The sequence below is a fragment of the Mesorhizobium sp. 43Arga genome, assembly GCF_053714255.1.
In genome coordinates, this window is sequence record NZ_JBSKBO010000013.1 from 91,865 (window position 1) to 110,714 (window position 18,850).

Genomic DNA, 18,850 nt, shown 5'->3' on the forward strand with positions numbered 1-18,850 from the left:
AGGCGGAGCGGGAATATCTGGAGCGCCAGGTGGGTAAGCATCGCGTTGCTCGTTCCATGTCTGGGATAAGGACTCGGCGGTGAATGAGGGGATCCTGATTAGACTGCATCTCGGCATAATGCAGGAGTGATCCGTCTGCCTTGCAGTTTGGTGGCAAACTGCCTCAACCACTCCTGCGCAACCGCCGAGCAAGGCTGTTTTTGGATCGGCGAGGCTCTTCCTCTCGTCCAGGATCCGTCCGGCGAGCTGGTTGAGACCATTGATGACTAGATCACTGGCAGCCATTCCCGAGCTTCTCTATAAGGCGCGTAACATCGTCGAGCGCTTATACAACAAAGCCAAGCAGTTCCCTCGCATTGCAACCTACGACAAGCTGGCCGAGAACTATCTCGTCGCTCTCAAATTCGTCTCAATCAGCATCTCGCAAGCGATAATGAGTCTACGTCCCAAGAGCCCGATCTGCGACCACTTTTGACATGCTTCGAGTCGGCTGCATTGCCAGCTATTGCAACGGTACCAACGCGCTCGGTTCGGGCTTCCGGCCGGACGCTAGGGACAGGCCCAGATTGTGTTGCAACATCTGATTCCCTGGGTCCGTTTTGAGAGCTTGCCGATATAGCGCCTGTGCCGCGGCATGCCGCCCCTGAATATCCAAGACAGCTCCTTTCGCATTCAATGCACGCAAATTATCCGGGTCCGCAACTAAGACTCCGTCGAGTACCTGAAGCGCCTCTTGCTGGCGTTTCTGCGCCAACAAGAGTTTCGTAAGCCTGATTGCCGCATCGACATTATCCGGATGCTGCTTCAAATCCCGCAAAGCCCGCTCTTGAGAATCCTGACCGACTGCGCGCAAAATCCGTTCGCGCATAGCCGGATCGATGTGATCGGCGCCGAGCAACGCTGGGGGCGCCGTCTCCTTCACTGAAAGAGCCGGCTTATTCCAGCTGGCGCAACCGCTCAGCGGCAGGATGGCGAGCGCGGCCAAGAGAGCTGAGTTCAAACGAAATGAAAGCAATGGCGCATTGACTGTATTCTCATGCGAATTCATGCGGTTCTCACCTTTCATCAAAAGTGCTTTGGCTATCAGTTGACGGCAACGCGGACATCGCGAGATTCCCCTGAGAACCCGCTCTTGGTTCCAGGCGGAGCTTGATGGAGCCGGCCGGTTGAATCGTGAAGTCCGACGCGAGCTCCTGATAAGACAGCACAGCAAGATCAATCCCGTTTCGCGTTAGAAAACCGCGGACGAAGCGTCGGACATCCATCGAAGTTAATACGACAGGGCGAGCCTCATCCGGCGCTGTATTGGAAATGATGTGACGCATCTGTGATAGCAGCGCTTCGCTCTGCCTATCATTTAGTGCCAGGTGGGGGCCTGCAGCCGAATCTCGAGCCGCACTGCGCACCACCTCCTCGGTCTCCCGTTCGATGATGAAGGCGGGAACGATTCCATTTCCGTTCGCATAGCGGTGACAGATCTGCCGCTTCATACCGGAACGAACGTGTTCCGTGAGAAGGGCGACATTTTGCTCACGTTCGCCCCATCCGGCCAATGCCTCCAAGACGACGCGGGTGTTGCGGATCGGGATACCTTCATCAAGCAGGCGGCGCAGGACGTCGGCAATCCTGGGGATCGGCGTCGTGCGCAACACTTCCTTCACCAGGTCAGCATATTCCTGCTCCATCCGGCCCAACAATTGGCTGGTCTCCTGGATACCTACCAAGCGCGGTGCGCAGCGGGCCAACGTCGCTTGGACAAGCAACGCGACGCGTTCGCTGGGACGGTGATGCCCGACGCCGGCGGCCTTGAGAGCCCGTGCCTGGCCTTGTTCGACCCAGATTATGTTCGTTTCCGAATCATGCCGGAAAGGAATGCCGATCGATTCAATGCTTGCCAGACCGTCTTTTAGCGTTAGCTTTGTCGGATCAATCGAATCCTGCGCAACTGGTACGCCCTCGATATCTATCCTGAATTGCGAGTTGGGCAGCTGCTGATCGACCGCGATAGGGATGCGGGGAACGATGATACCGAGATCGGCTGAGACTAGTTGCGAAACGCGTGCAAATTGCTGTTGCAATTCGACTTGGTCGATCGCCTGCATCAGGTTAGGCGATTGGAAGAAGGCGATCGGACACGCCTCTGCAGGCATGGTTTGGTTTTTAGGCTCCGCTGGAGTTGCAGCTGTAGCATCGACATTGTTGGCGCCTGCCACATTTCCCCTCACAGTACTTGCCGCAGCGAAGATCGCGGCCAAGATAAGAAAGACGGGCAGGGGGAAACCAGGAACGAACCCCATCGCAACCAAGACCGAGGCCGCCAGCCGCAATGCTCGCCTACTGGCCGTGATTTGAGTGACGATGTCGGTCCCAAGGTTGAGGCTCCCAGCCCCAGTCACACGAGTGACGATGGTCCCGGCGGTAATTGAGATCAGCAGGGCCGGAATCTGTGAGATGAGCGCATCGCCTATAGTAAGCAACGTATACTGACGCAGCACCTCGCCGAAAGGCAAACCTCTCGAAAGCAGGCCGATCGAAATCCCACCCAACATGTTGATGAAAATAACCAGCAGCCCGGCGATGGCGTCGCCCTTCACGAATTTCATCGCGCCATCCATAGCGCCGTAAAGTTTGCTTTCTTTCTCCAATGCGCCGCTCCGCATGCGAGCTTCGTTGGCATCGATGTGGCCGTTCCGTAACTCTGCGTCGACCGCCATTTGCTTGCCCGGCAGAGCGTCGAGCGTGAAGCGCGCCGCCACTTCTGCTACGCGTTCGGCACCCTTCGCGAGGACCATGAACTGCACCATGGTCACGACCAAAAATATGACGATCCCAACGACGATATTGCCTGAGATCACGAATTCACCGAACGTGTGGATGATGCTACCTGCCTCCCCTTCGGCCAGGATCAGTCGCGTCGTTGCGATGGTGAGCGCCAGACGGAAGACCGTGGAAATCAAGATGACGCCGGGCAAAGAGGAAAATTCAAGTGGCGTGCTGATATACAAAGCAACCATCAGCAGCAGTATGGCCAAACCCATATTGAATCCGATCAGTGCGTCGATCACTACGACAGGTACTGGCATCACCATCATAGCTATGGCCAGAAGCAGCATCAGCGCGACCATTAAGTCCGGGTTGGCCGGCGCGCGCTCGAGGAGGTTACGCATGATGTTGGCCATGGAGACCCCTTTGTGATCGTTTGAGGATCGCTCTGCTGCTACGCAGCTTTCGAAGACACACCTGCGGACGGCTGCGCTTGAGATTGAGAGGTCGCGAAAACGGCTGGTCACCGGGTACGGTTAGGGTCTCGCCGCCGAAGCCGTCCAAGACGAGCGCATAGGCTCGAAGCCGCGGCAGTTGAACTTCGCGAAACTCGGCATGGGGAGCCAGCCGCGGTAGGGACAAGTTTCGCTCGCTCTGCCTGCATGCAAGGTGGACGTGGGAAAGGGGGCCGAGCAAATCGCGCCGCTGCTTGGGAATAAGCACGCCATCACCGGTTTCGTAAACGTGGCCGGTCACTGGCAAGCGTTGTGCTGGGTCCTGTCCCGTCATCGGCTTGCCGTCGACCAAGCTGTCCGGTACTGCCGGCGTAGGAACACCCGCCATAACTGGTTCCGCAGGACGACGGCGCCTTCACGCACATCAATTACCGAGGGCGGCAGGGAAGGTGTGGCGGCTTGGCATCGGAGTTCTCCTTTGATCAGGCCTGCGAACCTGGAAACTTTCAATACGGGAGAAAAGCGAGGCGGCCGTTTCGGCTCAACAGCACGCGGCTGTCCTCGATCCGATCTACTGTCCATCCATCGTCCAGAAGGGACCCGACGAAATACTTTTCGCCATCAATGACAATATACGGCGACGGCCCGCGCCAAACCGCCTCAACGGCGATTGCGGATGGCGCCTTTTCCTCTTTGTTGATCACTCCATTGACCAGTGTTAAAGCGCCCTTAGTGTGATGATCGAACCACTGTTGAACGTGTTGCCAACTCGTGGCCGATGCGGAAGTGACGGTGCCTTCAGCAGTAACGACACCCTTTGCAGAGCCGATCTTAATGTTGAGCAAGCCTGCTCTATCGACTTCCTGTTGCAGGTCTTTGGCCGCCGCCACGATAGTCTGATTGTCAGCGAGGTTGTGGGTCAGTTTAGATTCAAGCTTGACATCAGGTGCATTGACGCTCGATGCACCGGCGCTGCCGTAGTAGGAGAAAATCGCGGACAGCGCGCCGATCCCGACCGAGCCCAGTAAAACGAAGGCCAGTACAGGGATCGAGTGGCGTGGCGTACCGCTGGAACCAGCTGGCGCTGCACCCTGTGCCGACCAGAGTATGGACATCGCGCCTAGATCAATGACGACCGGAAGTGGAACAACAATTACCTCGCCTGTGGCAATATTCCCGCTGCCCTTCACGTCGAGTCCGGCGGCAAGGGCCTCGACCTCGATCGAATTGGCAAGACGAGTGATTCGAAGATGATGCGACGCCAGTCCCTGTTCGACGAAGATCAGATCGGCATCGAGCCCACTACCGATTATGTTCGTTTCTGGAGCCAGCTTACCGGTCAGTCCGCAATAGAGGCCCGATAGAACTTCGAAATGAAGGCAAACCGTGTCATTCAAGAATAAGCGTCCGAACAAGGAGAGAAGCCGCACGGCAACTGCCGTGCGGCTCATTTCACATCGCGCCCCAAGGGGCGTGAACGAGGCTATCTGAGCCCCGCAGCAGGCACTACTGAACGCGTTCGTCGGCCACCTTCTTGATTGTCGTGAGCTGCGTCGTAACAGTGCGCAGCTGCACGCTTCTTTCCGTAGCCTCCGTGCTAACGGCTGCTAGCTCCGCGATTTGAGCCTGGAACGCAGCAGCCCCAGCGGTTTTGCTCGCTGCGTTTGCGGCAGTCGAAAGGCCGGTGCTAGCAACGCTAGCAAGCGGACCCGAAACATTAGCCATAGTATTTTCCTTTCTTCGAATTGTGCCGTTTCAACGGCCAGTATTACCTGACGAGAACGATCCAGCGTCAGGTATCCTCATCAGTCTCTGACATAGTTTCCTCGGCATCTGCCATGACATCGTTCATTATAGTCAACGCAACGGCACTCAGAGCCTGTTGGAAGGCTTCTTGTTCAGACGCAGCTTGCGAGCCGTCGTCGAAATTGGGCGGGATGTCCGTCCGATCGCGCCCCCTGACCGGCCTGTTAGGATCAGCGGGCTCATTAGGATTAGTCGGCCTTTTAGGATCAGAAGGTCCGCCAGGTGCGTGCGGCGGGTGTCCATTCGAAGGTGCGTGACGCCCTGCACGGGCCAAGGAAGCACCCAAGCTGCCTATACTTCTAATTCCTGCGACCATTAGGTACCCCGGCGTTTATCTTCATTCGTCGACGGACGGCGATGCCGTGTAGGCAACCACCTCGTCAACATAAAGCCGCCAGCTGTCGGCAAGCTGACGAGCGTTAGAAAAATTCAGCACAAAATCACAGTCGCGGGCGATCTCCTCCTCGTCAGCATCATCCGCACAGCCAAGCGCGGTGCGCTTCTACTGCAGGCACCTGGCCCACGTTCTTGATATGAAAGCTCAATATGAGAGCTCAGAAAGGTGGCCGGCTCAAATCGGAAACGGTCGCCTGCCCATCGGAATACGCATCTATCAGGCAAATGCTGCAAGCAGGACTGGCGGTGGGCTTGCCCTTTGCCACTGCTTTCCCATCGAGGCCGTGTCGGGCCTCGTATTCCTGAACGAGTTCCTGCCTGACGGCGGCCATCTGGCGGCGCTCGAAGCCGCTGACCTTGATAGCCCGACCGCTCGGCAATTCGGATCATGGCGCCGGACGTGAGCTTGTGAACAGGCCTCCCTTGGGAATCTTAGAAAGCCACCAAATCCCGTGCCGTCATGGATGCTGGGGCGCGGCGCGATCAGATCCGGGTACTCGTCGACGGCAGCCCACAGCATAGGCCCTCGGCCTGATCAACGCGGTGCCGGCGCGCATCGTCGTTCACGCCGGCGCTCGCTTGAGGCCGATTCGCAGGACTTGGCATCCCTTCAGGCCCACGTCGGCCAGCAAACCCTATTGGTTGGGCCGCCCGGCTATCTTATTCATTACCCACGCTCTTGTACGGATTTGCCTCGCTGGCTGTCCGGTAGTCCTCCAAGTTGCCGCCCAGAAACAAGCGCTCGGTCTCTTGGGTCGGCGTTCTGCCCAGCGAGCACATCAGATCCACATCGGCATCGATGTTGTCCTGATCTTCGACATTCATTCCGAGCCCAATACTGCTCAGCACGTCGTCTGGCGTCCAGACTGCAGACTTCGGGATGGTGTAGGTGTGCAACGTGTTCGCATTGTGGGCGATCGCTCGCGCCCAAGGGTCGCGCGAAACAGCCAGCTTTGACGGGTCCTCGACCAAGGACACGAAAGGAGAGACTGCTGTCTTACCGCGCATATGCCAACCAGCTTGGCGCGCCCGGTCCAAAGGGTATCGCTCCAGAGGATCTCCTACAGAAGAATGATCCCGCGCGGTGTTGCGGGCATGGGATATTGCGCACGTGTTGGCTTCCTTACGCGGCTTGCAATCGGCATCCTGGTTCTGAAAGCGATGCAGCTTGACATATGACGACCCCGCGACGTCCTCGAAAATACGATCCCGATCGACAGGGCCGTCGGGAGCGGCGATGGTTGGTGACCACCGCGCTGTTTGCTGCGCGGCCAAGCCGAGCTCGTTTTTGAGCGCCCCCAGATTGGCACCCGTCAGCGTTGCGGCAAGCTGGGCCCGCGCTCTCAAAAATGATGCGGCCGGGTAGCGTTCTGTTTCTCTCGGCGCCTCGTTCAGCGCAGCCGAGGACCTGCGGATTTCGGAATCTGTGGGAGCAGGAGCAGAAGCCGTTGTTCGCTTGACCGAACGCAAGTCACGTAGCTGCTGTTCGAAGTTCGCCTGATCCTCGCACGGGTGTTTCGATGAGGTGATTCGTTTGCTCATCTCAACCGGCGGTTCGTACGCCCGCTGTAGCTGATCGTGAGCTCTAGTCGAGGCCTCTGCGGCATTCCGTGAAGCTATATTCATTCGTCTCCGCCAGATCCTAGTATTCTATGTACACTTTGCTTCCGAGAAGCGTCTGGTGCATTGACCGCCTAAACGCTGCCCCAATATCCGCCGCTACGCTACATGGGGGGCTGCGCGGCGGACATGCCAGGGTCAGGGCGGAGTGCCTCGCCATTCTTGCAGAACTTGACGCACTCGATCGGTCGAGGATTAGGCGGCCTCGATTTTAGCCCGACGCATCGAGTGCGGCGGGTGTTGCGCGGGTACGGGCCAATGCACCAGAGCCATCCCGTTCTGCTATGGCGTCCGTCCGTTCTTGAATGCTCGAGCAGTTCTCGTTGCGACCCTGAAGCTGGAGCATTCAGGCCGCAAGACGTGCTTGCAGGTTGTTCAAATAGCCTTCTGCATAGGTTTGCGCTATGGAAATGGGCAAATTGATCCCAGCCGTGGCCGCCTCTTCCATCGCTTTCTTGACGAGCCCGTTACGAATTGCCAGCTTGACCTCGGGCCCCGCGACAAGGCTGAGCGCCTGCGCTCCGATACTGATGCCAGCTTCTTGTAGCGCCTGCTTCATATTGCCTCCGGTAATGGCTGTGCGGAGAAGATTTGCCGCCTGCGACTCGCACGAAAGCGCCATTGAAACGGCATCGGCCACTTGGCCCAGGCCTGGAACGAAGCTCAATAAACCCACCGCCGTCGCCGCCCAATCAAGCACTGGCGAGACCACCTTGAGTACGTCGCCGACGGCGTGGATGAAGGCCCCACCGTTCTTCTTCGCTGACTTGGTGTCAGGCTGATCCGTCCGGCCCATCATCATGTCCGAGACGGCGTCCTGGTCCGCGGCGGTTTTGGGGACGTGGGTTTTTGACTGCTGAACGGTCCGGTTCGCAGACGACATGCTGTCGTAGAAGTGAGCAAAGTCTTTGTTGCTGACGTCACCGGAATCGACCGTGTGTCCGCCGCCGAAGTCGAAGAACTTATTGTGGGTCTTATAGCCCGTAATCGAATTGTTTAGCAGGCTGAATAATAGAGGATCTGAGAGCAGCTGAGAGGCCGCTTTCTGTACTTTTGAATCGAGGTCCTTGTCTTGTGCCATACTCGCGAGCTTGTCACGAGTGAGATCACCGCTTCCAAAGAAGGTGTCCTGATTGCTCTTGATCGTTTCAATTGTATTCAGCTCGGTGCGCGTGAGACTCATCGAGGAGGAAGCGACTTGAAGAAAGTCCTCCTTGTGGACCTGGTCGATCGTACCACCGTATAACTGCTTCCATTCATTCGGGCGACTGACGAAGTACTTAGCCGCCCCTATAACCTGAGGCGGACATTTGCCGGTTTTTGATTCGCCTTCGACGATCTGCTTGAAATCAGCCACACTCAAGTTCTTGGGGAGGTTCTCGGAATACCGGTAAAGCTCGCGCAGTGCATCGTTCAGGGTCATGACCGACGGCTGCCGATTTCCAGTGCTGTCGGATGGAATGTAGTTCTGCTCGTAGCTTTGCGCCTGCTTGTCCTGAAATGCGGTAACTTGTGAGTGAAGGCCGGAGAATCCAGACAAATCCTTCGCCGTGATCTTGCCGCCGCAGCGGCCATCGCCCTGCGAGCCGATCGCATAAAACAACTCGGGATCCTGCTGCAATCCCTCGATCGCCGCTTTCAGATCCGGTGGCGTAGAGGGATCATTGGATTTGTCCGCCAATGAACCCCAACTAAGCGGGCATTGGTCCTTGTGGCGGTTCAGCACTGCCACGATCTGCAACTCAGCTGGGGTCAGCGAGCCGCCGCACCACGTGATTCTGTCGCTTTTTATGGGCACCGGCGAAACCGGAGGGTTGGCGATCTCAGACGGCTGCGGGTCCTTATCCATTGCTTCGATTGCCGCCCTCATATTGGGCGGCAGCAAGTCCAATGGATGCTGGGCCAATTCCTTTAACGACGACCCGACATCCGACAGAGGTTCTGAAGGCTGCCGGGACAATGCTTCCGTCGTCGTTACGAGATTGTGCGGCAGCGGGTCCGGTAGCCCTAAGGGACCGGTCCTATCTTCGAGCAGGTGAATGGGCAGCATCGCATCAAAGAGGGATGCGTTTTGCGGAACCTTGTCGAACGCGGATATCGGCCCCGGCCAAGCCTGGGCAGACTGCGCGAAAACGTTACTGGCGTTGTTGATTGGCATTGCGCCTCCTCAGGAGTGAAGTTGCATCCGCCACAAGGGCGACTCCAAATGTATTCGTGAACGTTGACAATTATGAACAGCGGCAGGCCTGAATCTCATCATGACCGGTTCAGCTTTCGAGAACCTGACGAAGTCAAGAAGAATTCATTCAGGAGGCGGCTGCCAGAAATATTTCCACAAGCCGCGCGTCCGTCATTTCTGACTCGGCTCGGGCTTCCCGCCATCTTGTGCCGGCACGTCAGAAAAATAAGAAGCTTCCGGTCGTCCATCGCGCACGACCATGGTGGAGGAGCCCCGAAACAATGTCAGCACGGATTGCTTGGCCGGCGCCGCCGCATGAGGCTGCGCCTGCGCCACGAGGCCATTGAACGTCTGCTCCACGAGTGCGGTGAAGCGAGGTGGACCGGAAACCAAGACGAGGCCATTCCCCGGCGCGGGCCTTACGACATAGCGGTCATCGGAAATGTCGAGCTCATCGAGAGCTGCCTTAAATGCATCGAAGCGAATCGGGGCCAATACAAGCATCCGGGTCTGTGCTTCCTTCGCAGCAGACACATAGAGCACAAGCCCATCAAAGTACCATTGGAGATCGTACAGCTCGGTCAAGCGGTCGAGGAACTCACGCGGCGCCAAATCCGGCATACGCCCGCGAATCCGCCCCTTCACCTCGGGGCTTATGTTGACGCTGATATTCAGGTTGTTTCCGAATTCCTGCAGCGCGGCAGAGAGATCCTGATCCAGAACCGTATACCTGTAAGGTGCCGAGGGAAGCGACAAAGGGACGCCGAGAGCTGAGTGGAATCCGGTGGAGAGAAAAAAACCGACACACAGAAACCTCTTCAGGTTGGGCAGGATGGGGGAAAGGATCAGCGCTCTTGGCATCACGTCCTGATAAACCAAAGGCCGAAAGTCTCACAAGCACAAAGTGGCCAAGTCGGACCCTTTTGATGATTTAACGCGCTTCTCGTCAGCTTCTCGTCAGCTCGCCTCTCTAGATATTGACCCAACAGCGGGTGATAACCGGCTGGATTCATTCCACGCGAAAAGAGAAACCAATCGAGTCCTTGCATGATGATGCCTGTCACTTCGGTCTCTGCCATTCCGAGCGACTTTTCTCCTGCGGTCGCTTCACCGTTATTGGGCGAGCAGGCCCAGTTTGAGCGCGCACTAGCGCAGGCGGCCGCCTCTTCGAAGAACGATGCCGCGTCGGCGCCAGCAAGCATGGTGTCAGTTCCCTCGCATTTGGATCTTCAGCGCACGACTGCGCACACAAGCCCCAGGGGCGACCGCGTGTTCCAGATGATCTCTTCCATGTACCGGGGCAATGCAGTCACCTCTACCTCGCGTGATCATCAGGTGGGCCTTGAAAAGAGCGCTCTACTTGGGCCGGCACAGAAGCTCCCACTCGAAGGGGCAGCGGGAACGCCGACAGGACTTGATTTCGGCTCGATGATTACCGGTCTACGGGATCTCTACAACGGCGTCGCCCAGGTTTCTCTAGTTTCCAAAGGTGTCAGCGGCATCACCTCGTCTGTGAACACGCTAATAAAACAAGGATGAAACCGTGCATGATTGGCTTGGCTTTTGACAATATCATGCATAGCCGCCCGTCCGGTCGGCCATCGCTGTATCTCGTCGTGCTGCCTCTTCTGTTGGCTCTGAGTGGTTGCAAGGTGGACCTGTACACGCAATTGCAGGAGCGTGAGGCGAATGAGATGCTCGCGCTTCTGATGGACAGCGGGATTGATGCTGTCCGCGTTGCCGCTAAGGATGGGACCAGCACGCTCCAGGTCGACGAACAGTTGCTTGCGTCGTCAATCAACCTCCTGAATGCCAAGGGGCTGCCGCGCCAGTCTTTCAAGAACCTTGGCGAAATTTTCAGTGGATCAGGTCTGATTGCCTCGCCGACCGAGGAGCGTGCTCGTTACGTCTATGCCCTGAGCGAAGAGTTGTCGCGTACCATCAACGATATCGATGGCGTCTTCTCAGCACGTGTCCATGTCGTTCTGCCGGATAACGACCTGTTACGATCAGGCGGTACGCCCTCCTCCGCGGCGGTTTTTATCCGGCACGATGCCAAAGCAAATCTCTCGGTTCTGCTGCCGAAGATAAAGATGCTCGTCGCCGACAGCATCGAAGGCCTATCCTACGAGAAAGTCGAAGTGGTTTTGGTGCCAGTGGAACCGTCCGCACATGAGCAACGATCGGCGTCAGCTGTATCGGCCCAAGCATCTAGGTCCGTTCCAGCGCTCGTGGTGGGTGTTGGCGTAGCTGTATTCGCAGCGGCATTCTATTTCTTAGCCAGTTTTCTAAGGCATCGGCGCAGGCAATCATCGGGCGCACTTCCCCAACTCGAGCGCCCCTCGGTGTTTCCGTTGTCGAGCCCATTCGCAAAAAGTTCATAGGCACCAGTGCGTAGCTAGTATTCCCCAATGCCAATGCCAATGCCAACACCGATACCGACCGCTGGACGCGATCAGTCGTCCCGATTGCATTCCGCGTGCCTGAGCGATCTTGCCGCTTTGGCCCACCCGACCCGTCTTGCCGCATGTCTTGATCCGGCGTTGTCTGTTGCGACCTTGGTGCAGTTGCAGAAGCGCCCCAGACTGCAGCCAAGACTGGCAGAACTGCTGCTTGACAATGAAATGCGTTCGAACGGAAGCGACTGGGAGCCGGATCTTCTGGGCGGACGTGATCCGCGTCGGGCTGCTCTTCTAGCCGGCAGTGTCTGGCATGCCCGCTCGCTGCTGAAGCTTGTTTCAAAATCTCACTTCACTGCGCTTATTGAGCATATCGGCGCTGATGCCCACGCGTTCGGCATCCGACATCTGGCGCAAGCGATCGCAAACGGCTCGGTCACTGATCCGGAAAAACTAGCGCAGCAAATCGACTACGATGGACATGCCTGCCTTGGTGCTTGGCTCAATGGAAGTACCGCGCTTGAGCGTAACCGCGTGCTTCTGCGGTTGCCCATCGGGACCGCCGCCGAGAATCCTGCGCCCGAACACAGCAAGGCCTCGGGCCAGTTGCTTTCCCTTGTCCTAGCCCATCTTGAGACGGAGAACCTGGCGATATGACAGCCGAAGTTTCCGCGGCTCCCGTCGCGCCGCAGATGCGCCCATTGGGGCCACTGATACCGGCGAGTGAGCTCGAGATCTGGCACTGTGCCGCAAAAGCGCTTGACGCAGCAGAACGGCATCAGCAGCGGGTTCGCAGCTGGGCACGCTCCGCTTATCAGCGTGAGCGGGCGCGCGGCCATACCGAGGGCTTGAACGCAGGCGCCGAGGAAATGGCCCGGCTAATTGCGCGGGCAGTTTCCGAAGTGGGGCGACGAAAGGCCGTTCTGGAGCAGGAATTGCCACAGCTGGTGATAGAGATACTAAGCGACCTTCTAGGCGCCTTCGATCCGGGCGAGCTGTTGGTGACGGCTGTTCGTCACGCAATTGAGCGCAAATATAACGGCGCGGAAGTTTGCCTCCATGTGCATCCCGCGCAAGTCGACAGGCTCGTGCGCGAGTTTGCTCGGTGCGATGGACGGGAGGGGCGGCCGCGGGTTCGGGTCGATCCGGATCCGGCGTTGTCGCCGCAACAGTGCTTGCTTTGGAGCGAGTATGGCAATGTCGATCTTGGACTTGATGCTCAGATGCGCGCGCTGCGCCTCGGCTTTCGGTCCCATTCTGAAGAAGGCGAACTGTGATCACGCCGGTACCACAGCATGCTAATCTCGCTGGTAGCCGGGCTCCCGATCCGGCGATCTCGTCTTTGAGATCTACAGCAAAGCGAATCGACACGCGTGTCATGCGCGGCCGAATCACGCGCGCCGTCGGTACACTTGTCCATGCGGTCTTGCCAGATACTCGGATTGGGGAACTTTGTCTGCTGCAGGATACCCGAACTGGCCTGTCGCTCGAAGCCGAGGTGATCGGCTTGTTGGGCAATGGGGTGTTGCTCACGCCGATTGGTGACTTGGTGGGCCTGTCCAGCCGGGCAGAGGTCGTATCCACCGGACGAATGCGTGAAGTGCCAGTCGGCCCCGATTTGCTTGGCCGTGTGATCGACAGCCGTTGCCGCCCCCTGGACGGCAAGGGCGAAGTCAAAACCGCCGAAACGCGTCCCCTGCATGGCAAGGCGCCCAATCCAATGAAAAGGCGCATCGTTGAGCGGCCATTCCCGCTCGGGGTTCGTGCCCTTGATGGTCTGCTCACATGCGGAGAGGGCCAGCGGATCGGGATTTACGGCGAGCCTGGTTGTGGCAAATCGACGTTATTGTCGCAGATCGTAAAAGGTGCCGTTGCCGACGTCTTCATAGTTGCGCTCATCGGCGAGCGTGGACGTGAAGTTCGTGAGTTCATCGAGCGGCATCTTGGAGAGGAGGGCCTCCGCCGTACGGTCGTGGTCGTCGAAACCTCCGACCGCTCGGCCGTGGAGCGGGCGCAATGTGCTCCTATGGCGACCGCGCTGGCGGAATACTTTCGCGAACAAGGGCTCCGCGTAGCGCTCATGTTGGACTCGCTGACGCGCTTCTGCCGCGCCATGCGCGAAATAGGCCTTGCTGCGGGTGAGCCTCCTACCCGGCGGGGTTTTCCTCCTTCCGTCTTTGCCATGTTGCCGGGCCTGCTGGAGCGGGCCGGTATGGGTGAGCGCGGCTCAATCACGGCGTTCTATACTGTGCTTGTCGAAGGTGATGGCACAGGCGATCCAATCGCAGAGGAATCGCGCGGCATTCTTGACGGCCATGTCGTCCTCTCACGCGCTATCGCGGCGCGATCGCATTTCCCCGCTATCGATGTGCTGCAGAGCCGTAGCCGCGTAATGGAAGCGGTCGTTTCCAAAACACATCGCAAGGCGGCATCCTTCTTTCGTGATCTGCTCTCGCGCTATGCCGAGTCCGAGTTCTTGATCAACGTCGGCGAATACAAGCAAGGCGGCGATCCGCTGACTGACCGGGCCGTCGCCTCGATTGGCGACCTGAGGGAATTTTTGCGCCAGAGCGAAGGCGAGCAATCAGATTTTGAGGAAACGGTCGCATGGATGTCGCGTCTGACCGCGTAAATCGCGTTCACGTTTCGAGGTTACGGCTTCTCAAAGATATGCAAGAGCGTAGCGCCCTTAGTGAGCTTTCCAAGAAGGAAGCCGAACGCCATTTGGCCACCCAAGCCCTGCAGAATGCGTCCCAGGGACTTGCAGTCGCACAGCAACAATGCGCACGAGCCGAAGCGGGGCTCTACCAAGAGCTGATGTCGCTCGACACCTTGTCCAGCGCAGCGCTCGACCATCACCAACTTCGAATGGAGCGGCTTTCGGCGGAGGTCACTTCCAGATGTCAGATGCTCGATGATGCGCGCATTGCTCAAGAAAAGGCCGAGGCAGCGGCGTCTGAGATGAGGGATGTGTGGGCCAAACGTTCGACCGCAAGGCACAAATGGAAACAAATCGAGGACGACGTCCGACGCGCCGTCGATACTCATGCGGAGGCCGCAGCCGAGATAGAGTCCGACGATGAGATCTCGCTTCGGTATGGCAGTCTTTCGCTTGCCCAGTTGTCGCGCGACCAGGTCCAATAAGCCCAAGGTTCTCTGAATGATGCGATCGTGCAGGTTAGAGCCGCTTTGGTAACCGCTTTGGCCAGACCCCCTATCTTCGAACCAGCGCTAACACTGTCGCACGAGGTCGTCTCGTGGCTCAATGACATAGCGTCCCCCCGCCAGCCGTTTCCGAGCCGGATCGGCGACACGCCGCTATCTGTGCGGACACAAGGGCTTATTTGGCAGCAGAAACCTGTCGCCATTCAGATGCTTGACTGCGTTTGGCGCGTGGGTGCTGAAACGATCGTCTTGTCGGTGTCACAAAGCCTTGTAGAGGCGCTAGTCTCGACGGTGCAGAGCGGCCTTGCTTTACCTTCCGAGCCAACTGCTTCGCTCATTCTCGAACTCGCACTCGAGCCGCTTGTGGCTCGACTGGAGGATCAAACGCAGCTGAACGTGCAGCTTGTGGGCGTGCGTGAAGGCATGACACTGGCGCCTTGTCTGGAGCTTGATATCGTCTTCGGCCCAGTCAGTGGCAGGGGCTTTCTGTTCCTGTTCTCTCCTCTTGGTAGGTCAGTACCGTCTGCCTTCCGCGCGTTAGGCGACCTGCTTTGCCAGTTGCCGCGACAGCCGCGTGAACTCGCCACGGGACTGCCGGTCATAGTCGCAGGAGTAATCGGCACGCTTTGCGTTCCGGCAGCGCTTCTTCGCAAAGCATGTATCGGTGATGCTTTGTTGCCAGACATATCCCGGTTTGGCCGCGGCCAGATCATCCTGACCGTGGGCCGGTTATGCGCCGGTGCGGATATTGAGGGCGACGACCTAGTCCTGCGGGAGCCCTTCCGCCCGCGATCGTGTCCGTTGGAGAATGTGCATATGACGACACAACCCGAATCGCCGCAAGAGCAATCGGAAGCCGATTTCGACGATGTCGAAATCGTGCTCGTCTTTGAATGCGGCCGCTGGCCTATGTCTCTAGGGGAATTGAGGAGCGCGGGCGAAGGGCATGTTTTCGAACTTGGTCGGTCGATCGATGGTCCGGTAGACATACTGGCCAACGGTCGGCGTATCGGGCGTGGCGACATCGTGCGGATCGGAGATGAGCTGGGCATCAGACTCCGCAGCAGGTTGGCATGCAGTGACTGAGATTCAGCCTCCAATTCTGGCACTTCTTGCGGTTACAGCAGGACTCGGCCTGCTGGTTTTAGCGGTCGTCACAACCACGGCGTTTATAAAGGTGTCGGTGGTTCTTTTCCTCGTCCGCAATGCGCTCGGGACCCAGACGATACCACCCAACATAGTGCTGTACGCTGCTGCACTCATCCTAACCATTTTCATCAGCGCACCTGTTATTGAACAGACCTACGATCGGATGAGTGACCCGAAGCTCCACTACCAGACGCTGGATGACTGGGTAAGCGTCGCCAAAGAGGGGCGTGAGCCGGTGCACAATTATCTCAAGAAGTTTACAAATGACGAGCAGCGCCTTTTTTTCTTATCTTCGACAGAAAAGCTTTGGCCAGAGGAAATGCGCGCCAGAACCACACCTGATGATTTTGCCATTCTTGTTCCGTCATTTCTAATTTCAGAACTAAAGCGAGCATTTGAAATAGGGTTCCTTCTATATCTTCCATTTATCGTCATCGATCTTATTGTGACGACAATTTTGATGGCGATGGGGATGTCGATGGTATCTCCGACAGTAATATCTGTGCCTTTCAAGCTATTTCTGTTTATCGCTATTGATGGCTGGTCGAGATTGATGCATGGACTTGTGTTGAGTTACGCCACACCGGGAGGTTGATTATTACTGAAGCCAGCATCGTCACTCTTATGAGCCAGTCGTTGATGGTTTTCATGATCTGGATTCTGCCACCGCTCATTGGATCGGTGATTGTTGGGCTCGTTATTGGGATCATCCAGGCGGCAACGCAAATCCAAGATGAAAGCTTGCCGCTCACCGTTAAGCTTCTGGTTGTTGTGGCGGTGATTGGCCTGTTTGCCCCTGTGCTCAGCGCCCCGCTCATAGGGCTGGCCGAGCAGATCTTCACGGAGTTTCCCGCAATGACTCCCAGCTACCAGTCTCCCCCATGAATGCGTCGGCGGCGGAGATTCAGAACCTGATGGATGCGGCTATCGAACTCCTCGCCGCAGCCGGCCTTGGCGCGGCCCGGGCCATAGGCATTATGGTGGTGCTTCCTGTGTTTACCAGGGCTCAGATCGGCGGGCTGATCCGCGGCTCCCTTGCTGTCGCCTTCGGACTCCCATACTTGTCACTCGTTAGTGACGGGTTGCAGGCGCTGGATCCTGAGACACGTCTGATCCAGGCAACACTGCTCGGATTGAAGGAGGTTTTTGTCGGCTTGCTACTCGGCACTTTTCTGGGCATCCCATTATGGAGCCTTCAGGCGGCCGGTGAGTTTATCGACAACCAACGCGGCATCACCAGCCCGTCCGCTTCGTCCGACCCCGCGACCAACAGTCAGGCTTCCGCTATGGGGATTTTTCTTGGAATCACTGCAATAACAATCTTCGTCGCTTCGGGAGGCTTGGAGGCTGTGGTCAGCGCCCTTTATGGCAGCTTCCAGATCTGGCCCGTGTGTCGGTTTCTCCCCACATTGACCGGACAAGGAGCAATGGAGCTGTTAGGACTCCTCGACCACATCATGCTCATGACCTTGTTGGTCTCCGGGCCTGTAGTGTCCTTCCTGATGCTGGTTGACATGTCAATGATGATACTGCGGCGCTTTGCGCCGCAATTCAAGTCGAGCCAATTGTCTCCATCGATCAAGAATATTGGCTTCCCGATTATTATGATTGGCTACACTGCCTATCTGGTCGAGGGGATGAGACTGGAGACCAAACCCGCAAATGGCGCCCTTGAGTGGCTGGCCAAGCTGCTGAAATGAGCGAGACGAGTGAAGAGAAGACACACGCCGCCAGCCCGCAGAAGCTAAGCGAAGCGCGCAGAAAAGGGCAGATTGCGCACAGTTCCGATTTCGTCCGCGCTGCCGCCACATGCGCTGGGCTCGGCTACATCTGGCTAAGGGGCAGCGTGATTCAAGACAAATGCCACGAAGCGCTACTGTTGGCAGACAATCTGCAGAGTCTGCCCTTCAACATAGCGGTCCGGCAGGCACTAGTCCTACTGACCGAACTCACACTGGAAACTGTTGGCCCGCTGCTTGGCACGCTCATCGCTGCGGTGATTTTGGCCGGATTAATAGCCAACGGTGGATTTGTCTTCTCGCTGGAGTCGATGAAGCTCAACTTCGAAAAAATTAATCCGTTTCAGGGGTTGAACCGCATTGCGTCTGCGCGTTCTGCAGTCGAGGTTGGCAAGACGTTGTTCAAAGTAATGGTCCTGAGCGCAACCTTTCTCCTCTTCCTTCTCGGCACGTGGAAGACGATGGTCTATCTTCCGATCTGCGGTATGGGCTGTATCGGCGTCGTCTTTGCGCAAGCGAAGTTGCTGAGCGAAATCGGCGCCGCTGCACTTCTGCTCGGCGGACTAATTGATCTCTTAGTGCAGCGTGCGTTGTTTCTGCGCGAAATGCGTATGACCAGGACCGAAGTGACGCGCGAGTTCAAGGATCAGGAAGGTACGCCGGAGTTGAAGAATGAACGACGTCGCCTACGCGAGGAGTCCGCCCACGAGCCTCCGCTTGGGGTGCACCGGGCGACATTGCTCGTGCGAGGGAAGACCGTACTCGTCGGCCTGCGTTACATTCGGGGCGAGATCGGGATACCGATCCTGGTTTGCCGCGCCGAGGGTGAGGCGGCTTCAGGCATGTTAACTGAAGCACGGGCCCTACGTGTCCACATCCTCCGTGATGATGTGCTTGCGCATCAGCTCATCAGCGCAACGAAGCTGGGCGAGGCCGTTCCTTCGCAATATTTCGCGCCCGTCGCGAAAGCACTCTATGCGGCAGGCTTAGTATAGATGTGACCACGGCCTTGGCCGTCTCCATGCGCCGCAGCCCTATTTCATTCATGGGTTGTACACTCAACGCAGTTCGGATGTCGTTTGTGTATCCGGGACAACGCCTTCGTCAGCTATTCGTCAGCCAAATAGTCTAAGCCTGTCGCCAACATAGGAGCGAATCGTCATGTATGGTCGAACCGGC

Annotated in this window: 18 protein-coding genes; 12 read left to right on the forward strand and 6 right to left on the reverse strand. The window is 57.5% G+C overall.

Annotated elements, in window-relative coordinates:
* The first annotated feature begins 262 nt into the window (after positions 1-262).
* A complete protein-coding gene (locus tag ACWGS8_RS31230) occupies positions 263-475 on the forward strand; it encodes a hypothetical protein (RefSeq protein ID WP_454584543.1) in 213 nt (70 codons plus the stop codon).
* A 27-nt stretch (positions 476-502) separates the two neighbouring features.
* On the opposite strand, the gene ACWGS8_RS31235 is transcribed toward ACWGS8_RS31230, so the two are convergent.
* The 6 genes from ACWGS8_RS31235 to ACWGS8_RS31260 form a co-directional block, all read right to left on the reverse strand.
* Positions 503-1,048, reverse strand: a complete 546-nt coding sequence (locus ACWGS8_RS31235) for a tetratricopeptide repeat protein (RefSeq protein WP_454584544.1) — start codon at positions 1,046-1,048, stop codon at positions 503-505.
* A 7-nt stretch (positions 1,049-1,055) separates the two neighbouring features.
* Positions 1,056-3,179: a type III secretion system export apparatus subunit SctV gene (gene sctV / locus ACWGS8_RS31240; RefSeq protein ID WP_454584545.1), complete on the reverse strand. Its 2,124-nt coding sequence runs from the start codon at positions 3,177-3,179 to the stop codon at positions 1,056-1,058.
* A gap of 545 nt (positions 3,180-3,724) precedes the next feature.
* A complete protein-coding gene (locus ACWGS8_RS31245; protein WP_454584566.1) occupies positions 3,725-4,615 on the reverse strand; it encodes a SctD/MshK family protein in 891 nt (296 codons plus the stop codon).
* A gap of 1,465 nt (positions 4,616-6,080) precedes the next feature.
* Positions 6,081-6,962, reverse strand: a complete 882-nt coding sequence (locus tag ACWGS8_RS31250; RefSeq protein ID WP_454584546.1) for a hypothetical protein — start codon at positions 6,960-6,962, stop codon at positions 6,081-6,083.
* 424 nt (positions 6,963-7,386) lie between these two features.
* Positions 7,387-9,198, reverse strand: coding sequence for an HrpF/NolX family T3SS translocon protein (locus tag ACWGS8_RS31255; protein WP_454584547.1), 1,812 nt, complete (start codon positions 9,196-9,198; stop codon positions 7,387-7,389).
* A 192-nt stretch (positions 9,199-9,390) separates the two neighbouring features.
* Positions 9,391-10,080, reverse strand: a complete 690-nt coding sequence (locus ACWGS8_RS31260; RefSeq protein ID WP_454584567.1) for a secretin N-terminal domain-containing protein — start codon at positions 10,078-10,080, stop codon at positions 9,391-9,393.
* Between the two features lie 186 nt (positions 10,081-10,266).
* Between ACWGS8_RS31260 and ACWGS8_RS31265 the strand changes: the two genes are divergently transcribed.
* From ACWGS8_RS31265 to ACWGS8_RS31315, 11 genes are all read left to right on the forward strand, one after another.
* Positions 10,267-10,758 carry a nodulation protein NolB gene (locus tag ACWGS8_RS31265; RefSeq protein ID WP_454584548.1) on the forward strand — a complete coding sequence of 164 codons (492 nt, stop codon included), beginning with the start codon at positions 10,267-10,269 and terminating at the stop codon, positions 10,756-10,758.
* 8 nt (positions 10,759-10,766) lie between these two features.
* Positions 10,767-11,603, forward strand: a complete 837-nt coding sequence (sctJ, locus tag ACWGS8_RS31270; RefSeq protein ID WP_454584549.1) for a type III secretion system inner membrane ring lipoprotein SctJ — start codon at positions 10,767-10,769, stop codon at positions 11,601-11,603.
* A 39-nt stretch (positions 11,604-11,642) separates the two neighbouring features.
* Positions 11,643-12,275: a nodulation protein NolU gene (locus ACWGS8_RS31275; protein ID WP_454584550.1), complete on the forward strand. Its 633-nt coding sequence runs from the start codon at positions 11,643-11,645 to the stop codon at positions 12,273-12,275.
* Positions 12,272-12,895 carry a type III secretion system stator protein SctL gene (sctL, locus tag ACWGS8_RS31280; protein WP_454584551.1) on the forward strand — a complete coding sequence of 208 codons (624 nt, stop codon included), beginning with the start codon at positions 12,272-12,274 and terminating at the stop codon, positions 12,893-12,895. The genes ACWGS8_RS31275 and sctL overlap by 4 nt, the downstream gene beginning before the upstream one ends.
* Positions 12,892-14,250: a type III secretion system ATPase SctN gene (gene sctN, locus ACWGS8_RS31285; RefSeq protein WP_454584552.1), complete on the forward strand. Its 1,359-nt coding sequence runs from the start codon at positions 12,892-12,894 to the stop codon at positions 14,248-14,250. Before sctL ends, sctN begins: the two co-directional genes overlap by 4 nt.
* Positions 14,226-14,762: a hypothetical protein gene (locus ACWGS8_RS31290; protein WP_454584553.1), complete on the forward strand. Its 537-nt coding sequence runs from the start codon at positions 14,226-14,228 to the stop codon at positions 14,760-14,762. The genes sctN and ACWGS8_RS31290 overlap by 25 nt, the downstream gene beginning before the upstream one ends.
* 249 nt (positions 14,763-15,011) lie before the next feature.
* Complete coding sequence (sctQ, locus tag ACWGS8_RS31295) at positions 15,012-15,869, forward strand: type III secretion system cytoplasmic ring protein SctQ (protein WP_454584554.1); 858 nt, start codon at positions 15,012-15,014, stop codon at positions 15,867-15,869.
* Positions 15,862-16,527, forward strand: coding sequence for a type III secretion system export apparatus subunit SctR (sctR, locus tag ACWGS8_RS31300; RefSeq protein ID WP_454584555.1), 666 nt, complete (start codon positions 15,862-15,864; stop codon positions 16,525-16,527). The genes sctQ and sctR overlap by 8 nt, the downstream gene beginning before the upstream one ends.
* 2 nt (positions 16,528-16,529) lie before the next feature.
* Positions 16,530-16,817, forward strand: coding sequence for an EscS/YscS/HrcS family type III secretion system export apparatus protein (locus ACWGS8_RS31305; protein ID WP_454584568.1), 288 nt, complete (start codon positions 16,530-16,532; stop codon positions 16,815-16,817).
* Positions 16,814-17,632, forward strand: coding sequence for a type III secretion system export apparatus subunit SctT (gene sctT, locus ACWGS8_RS31310; RefSeq protein ID WP_454584556.1), 819 nt, complete (start codon positions 16,814-16,816; stop codon positions 17,630-17,632). Before ACWGS8_RS31305 ends, sctT begins: the two co-directional genes overlap by 4 nt.
* Positions 17,629-18,666, forward strand: a complete 1,038-nt coding sequence (locus ACWGS8_RS31315; RefSeq protein WP_454584557.1) for an EscU/YscU/HrcU family type III secretion system export apparatus switch protein — start codon at positions 17,629-17,631, stop codon at positions 18,664-18,666. Before sctT ends, ACWGS8_RS31315 begins: the two co-directional genes overlap by 4 nt.
* Positions 18,667-18,850: the final 184 nt, after the last annotated feature.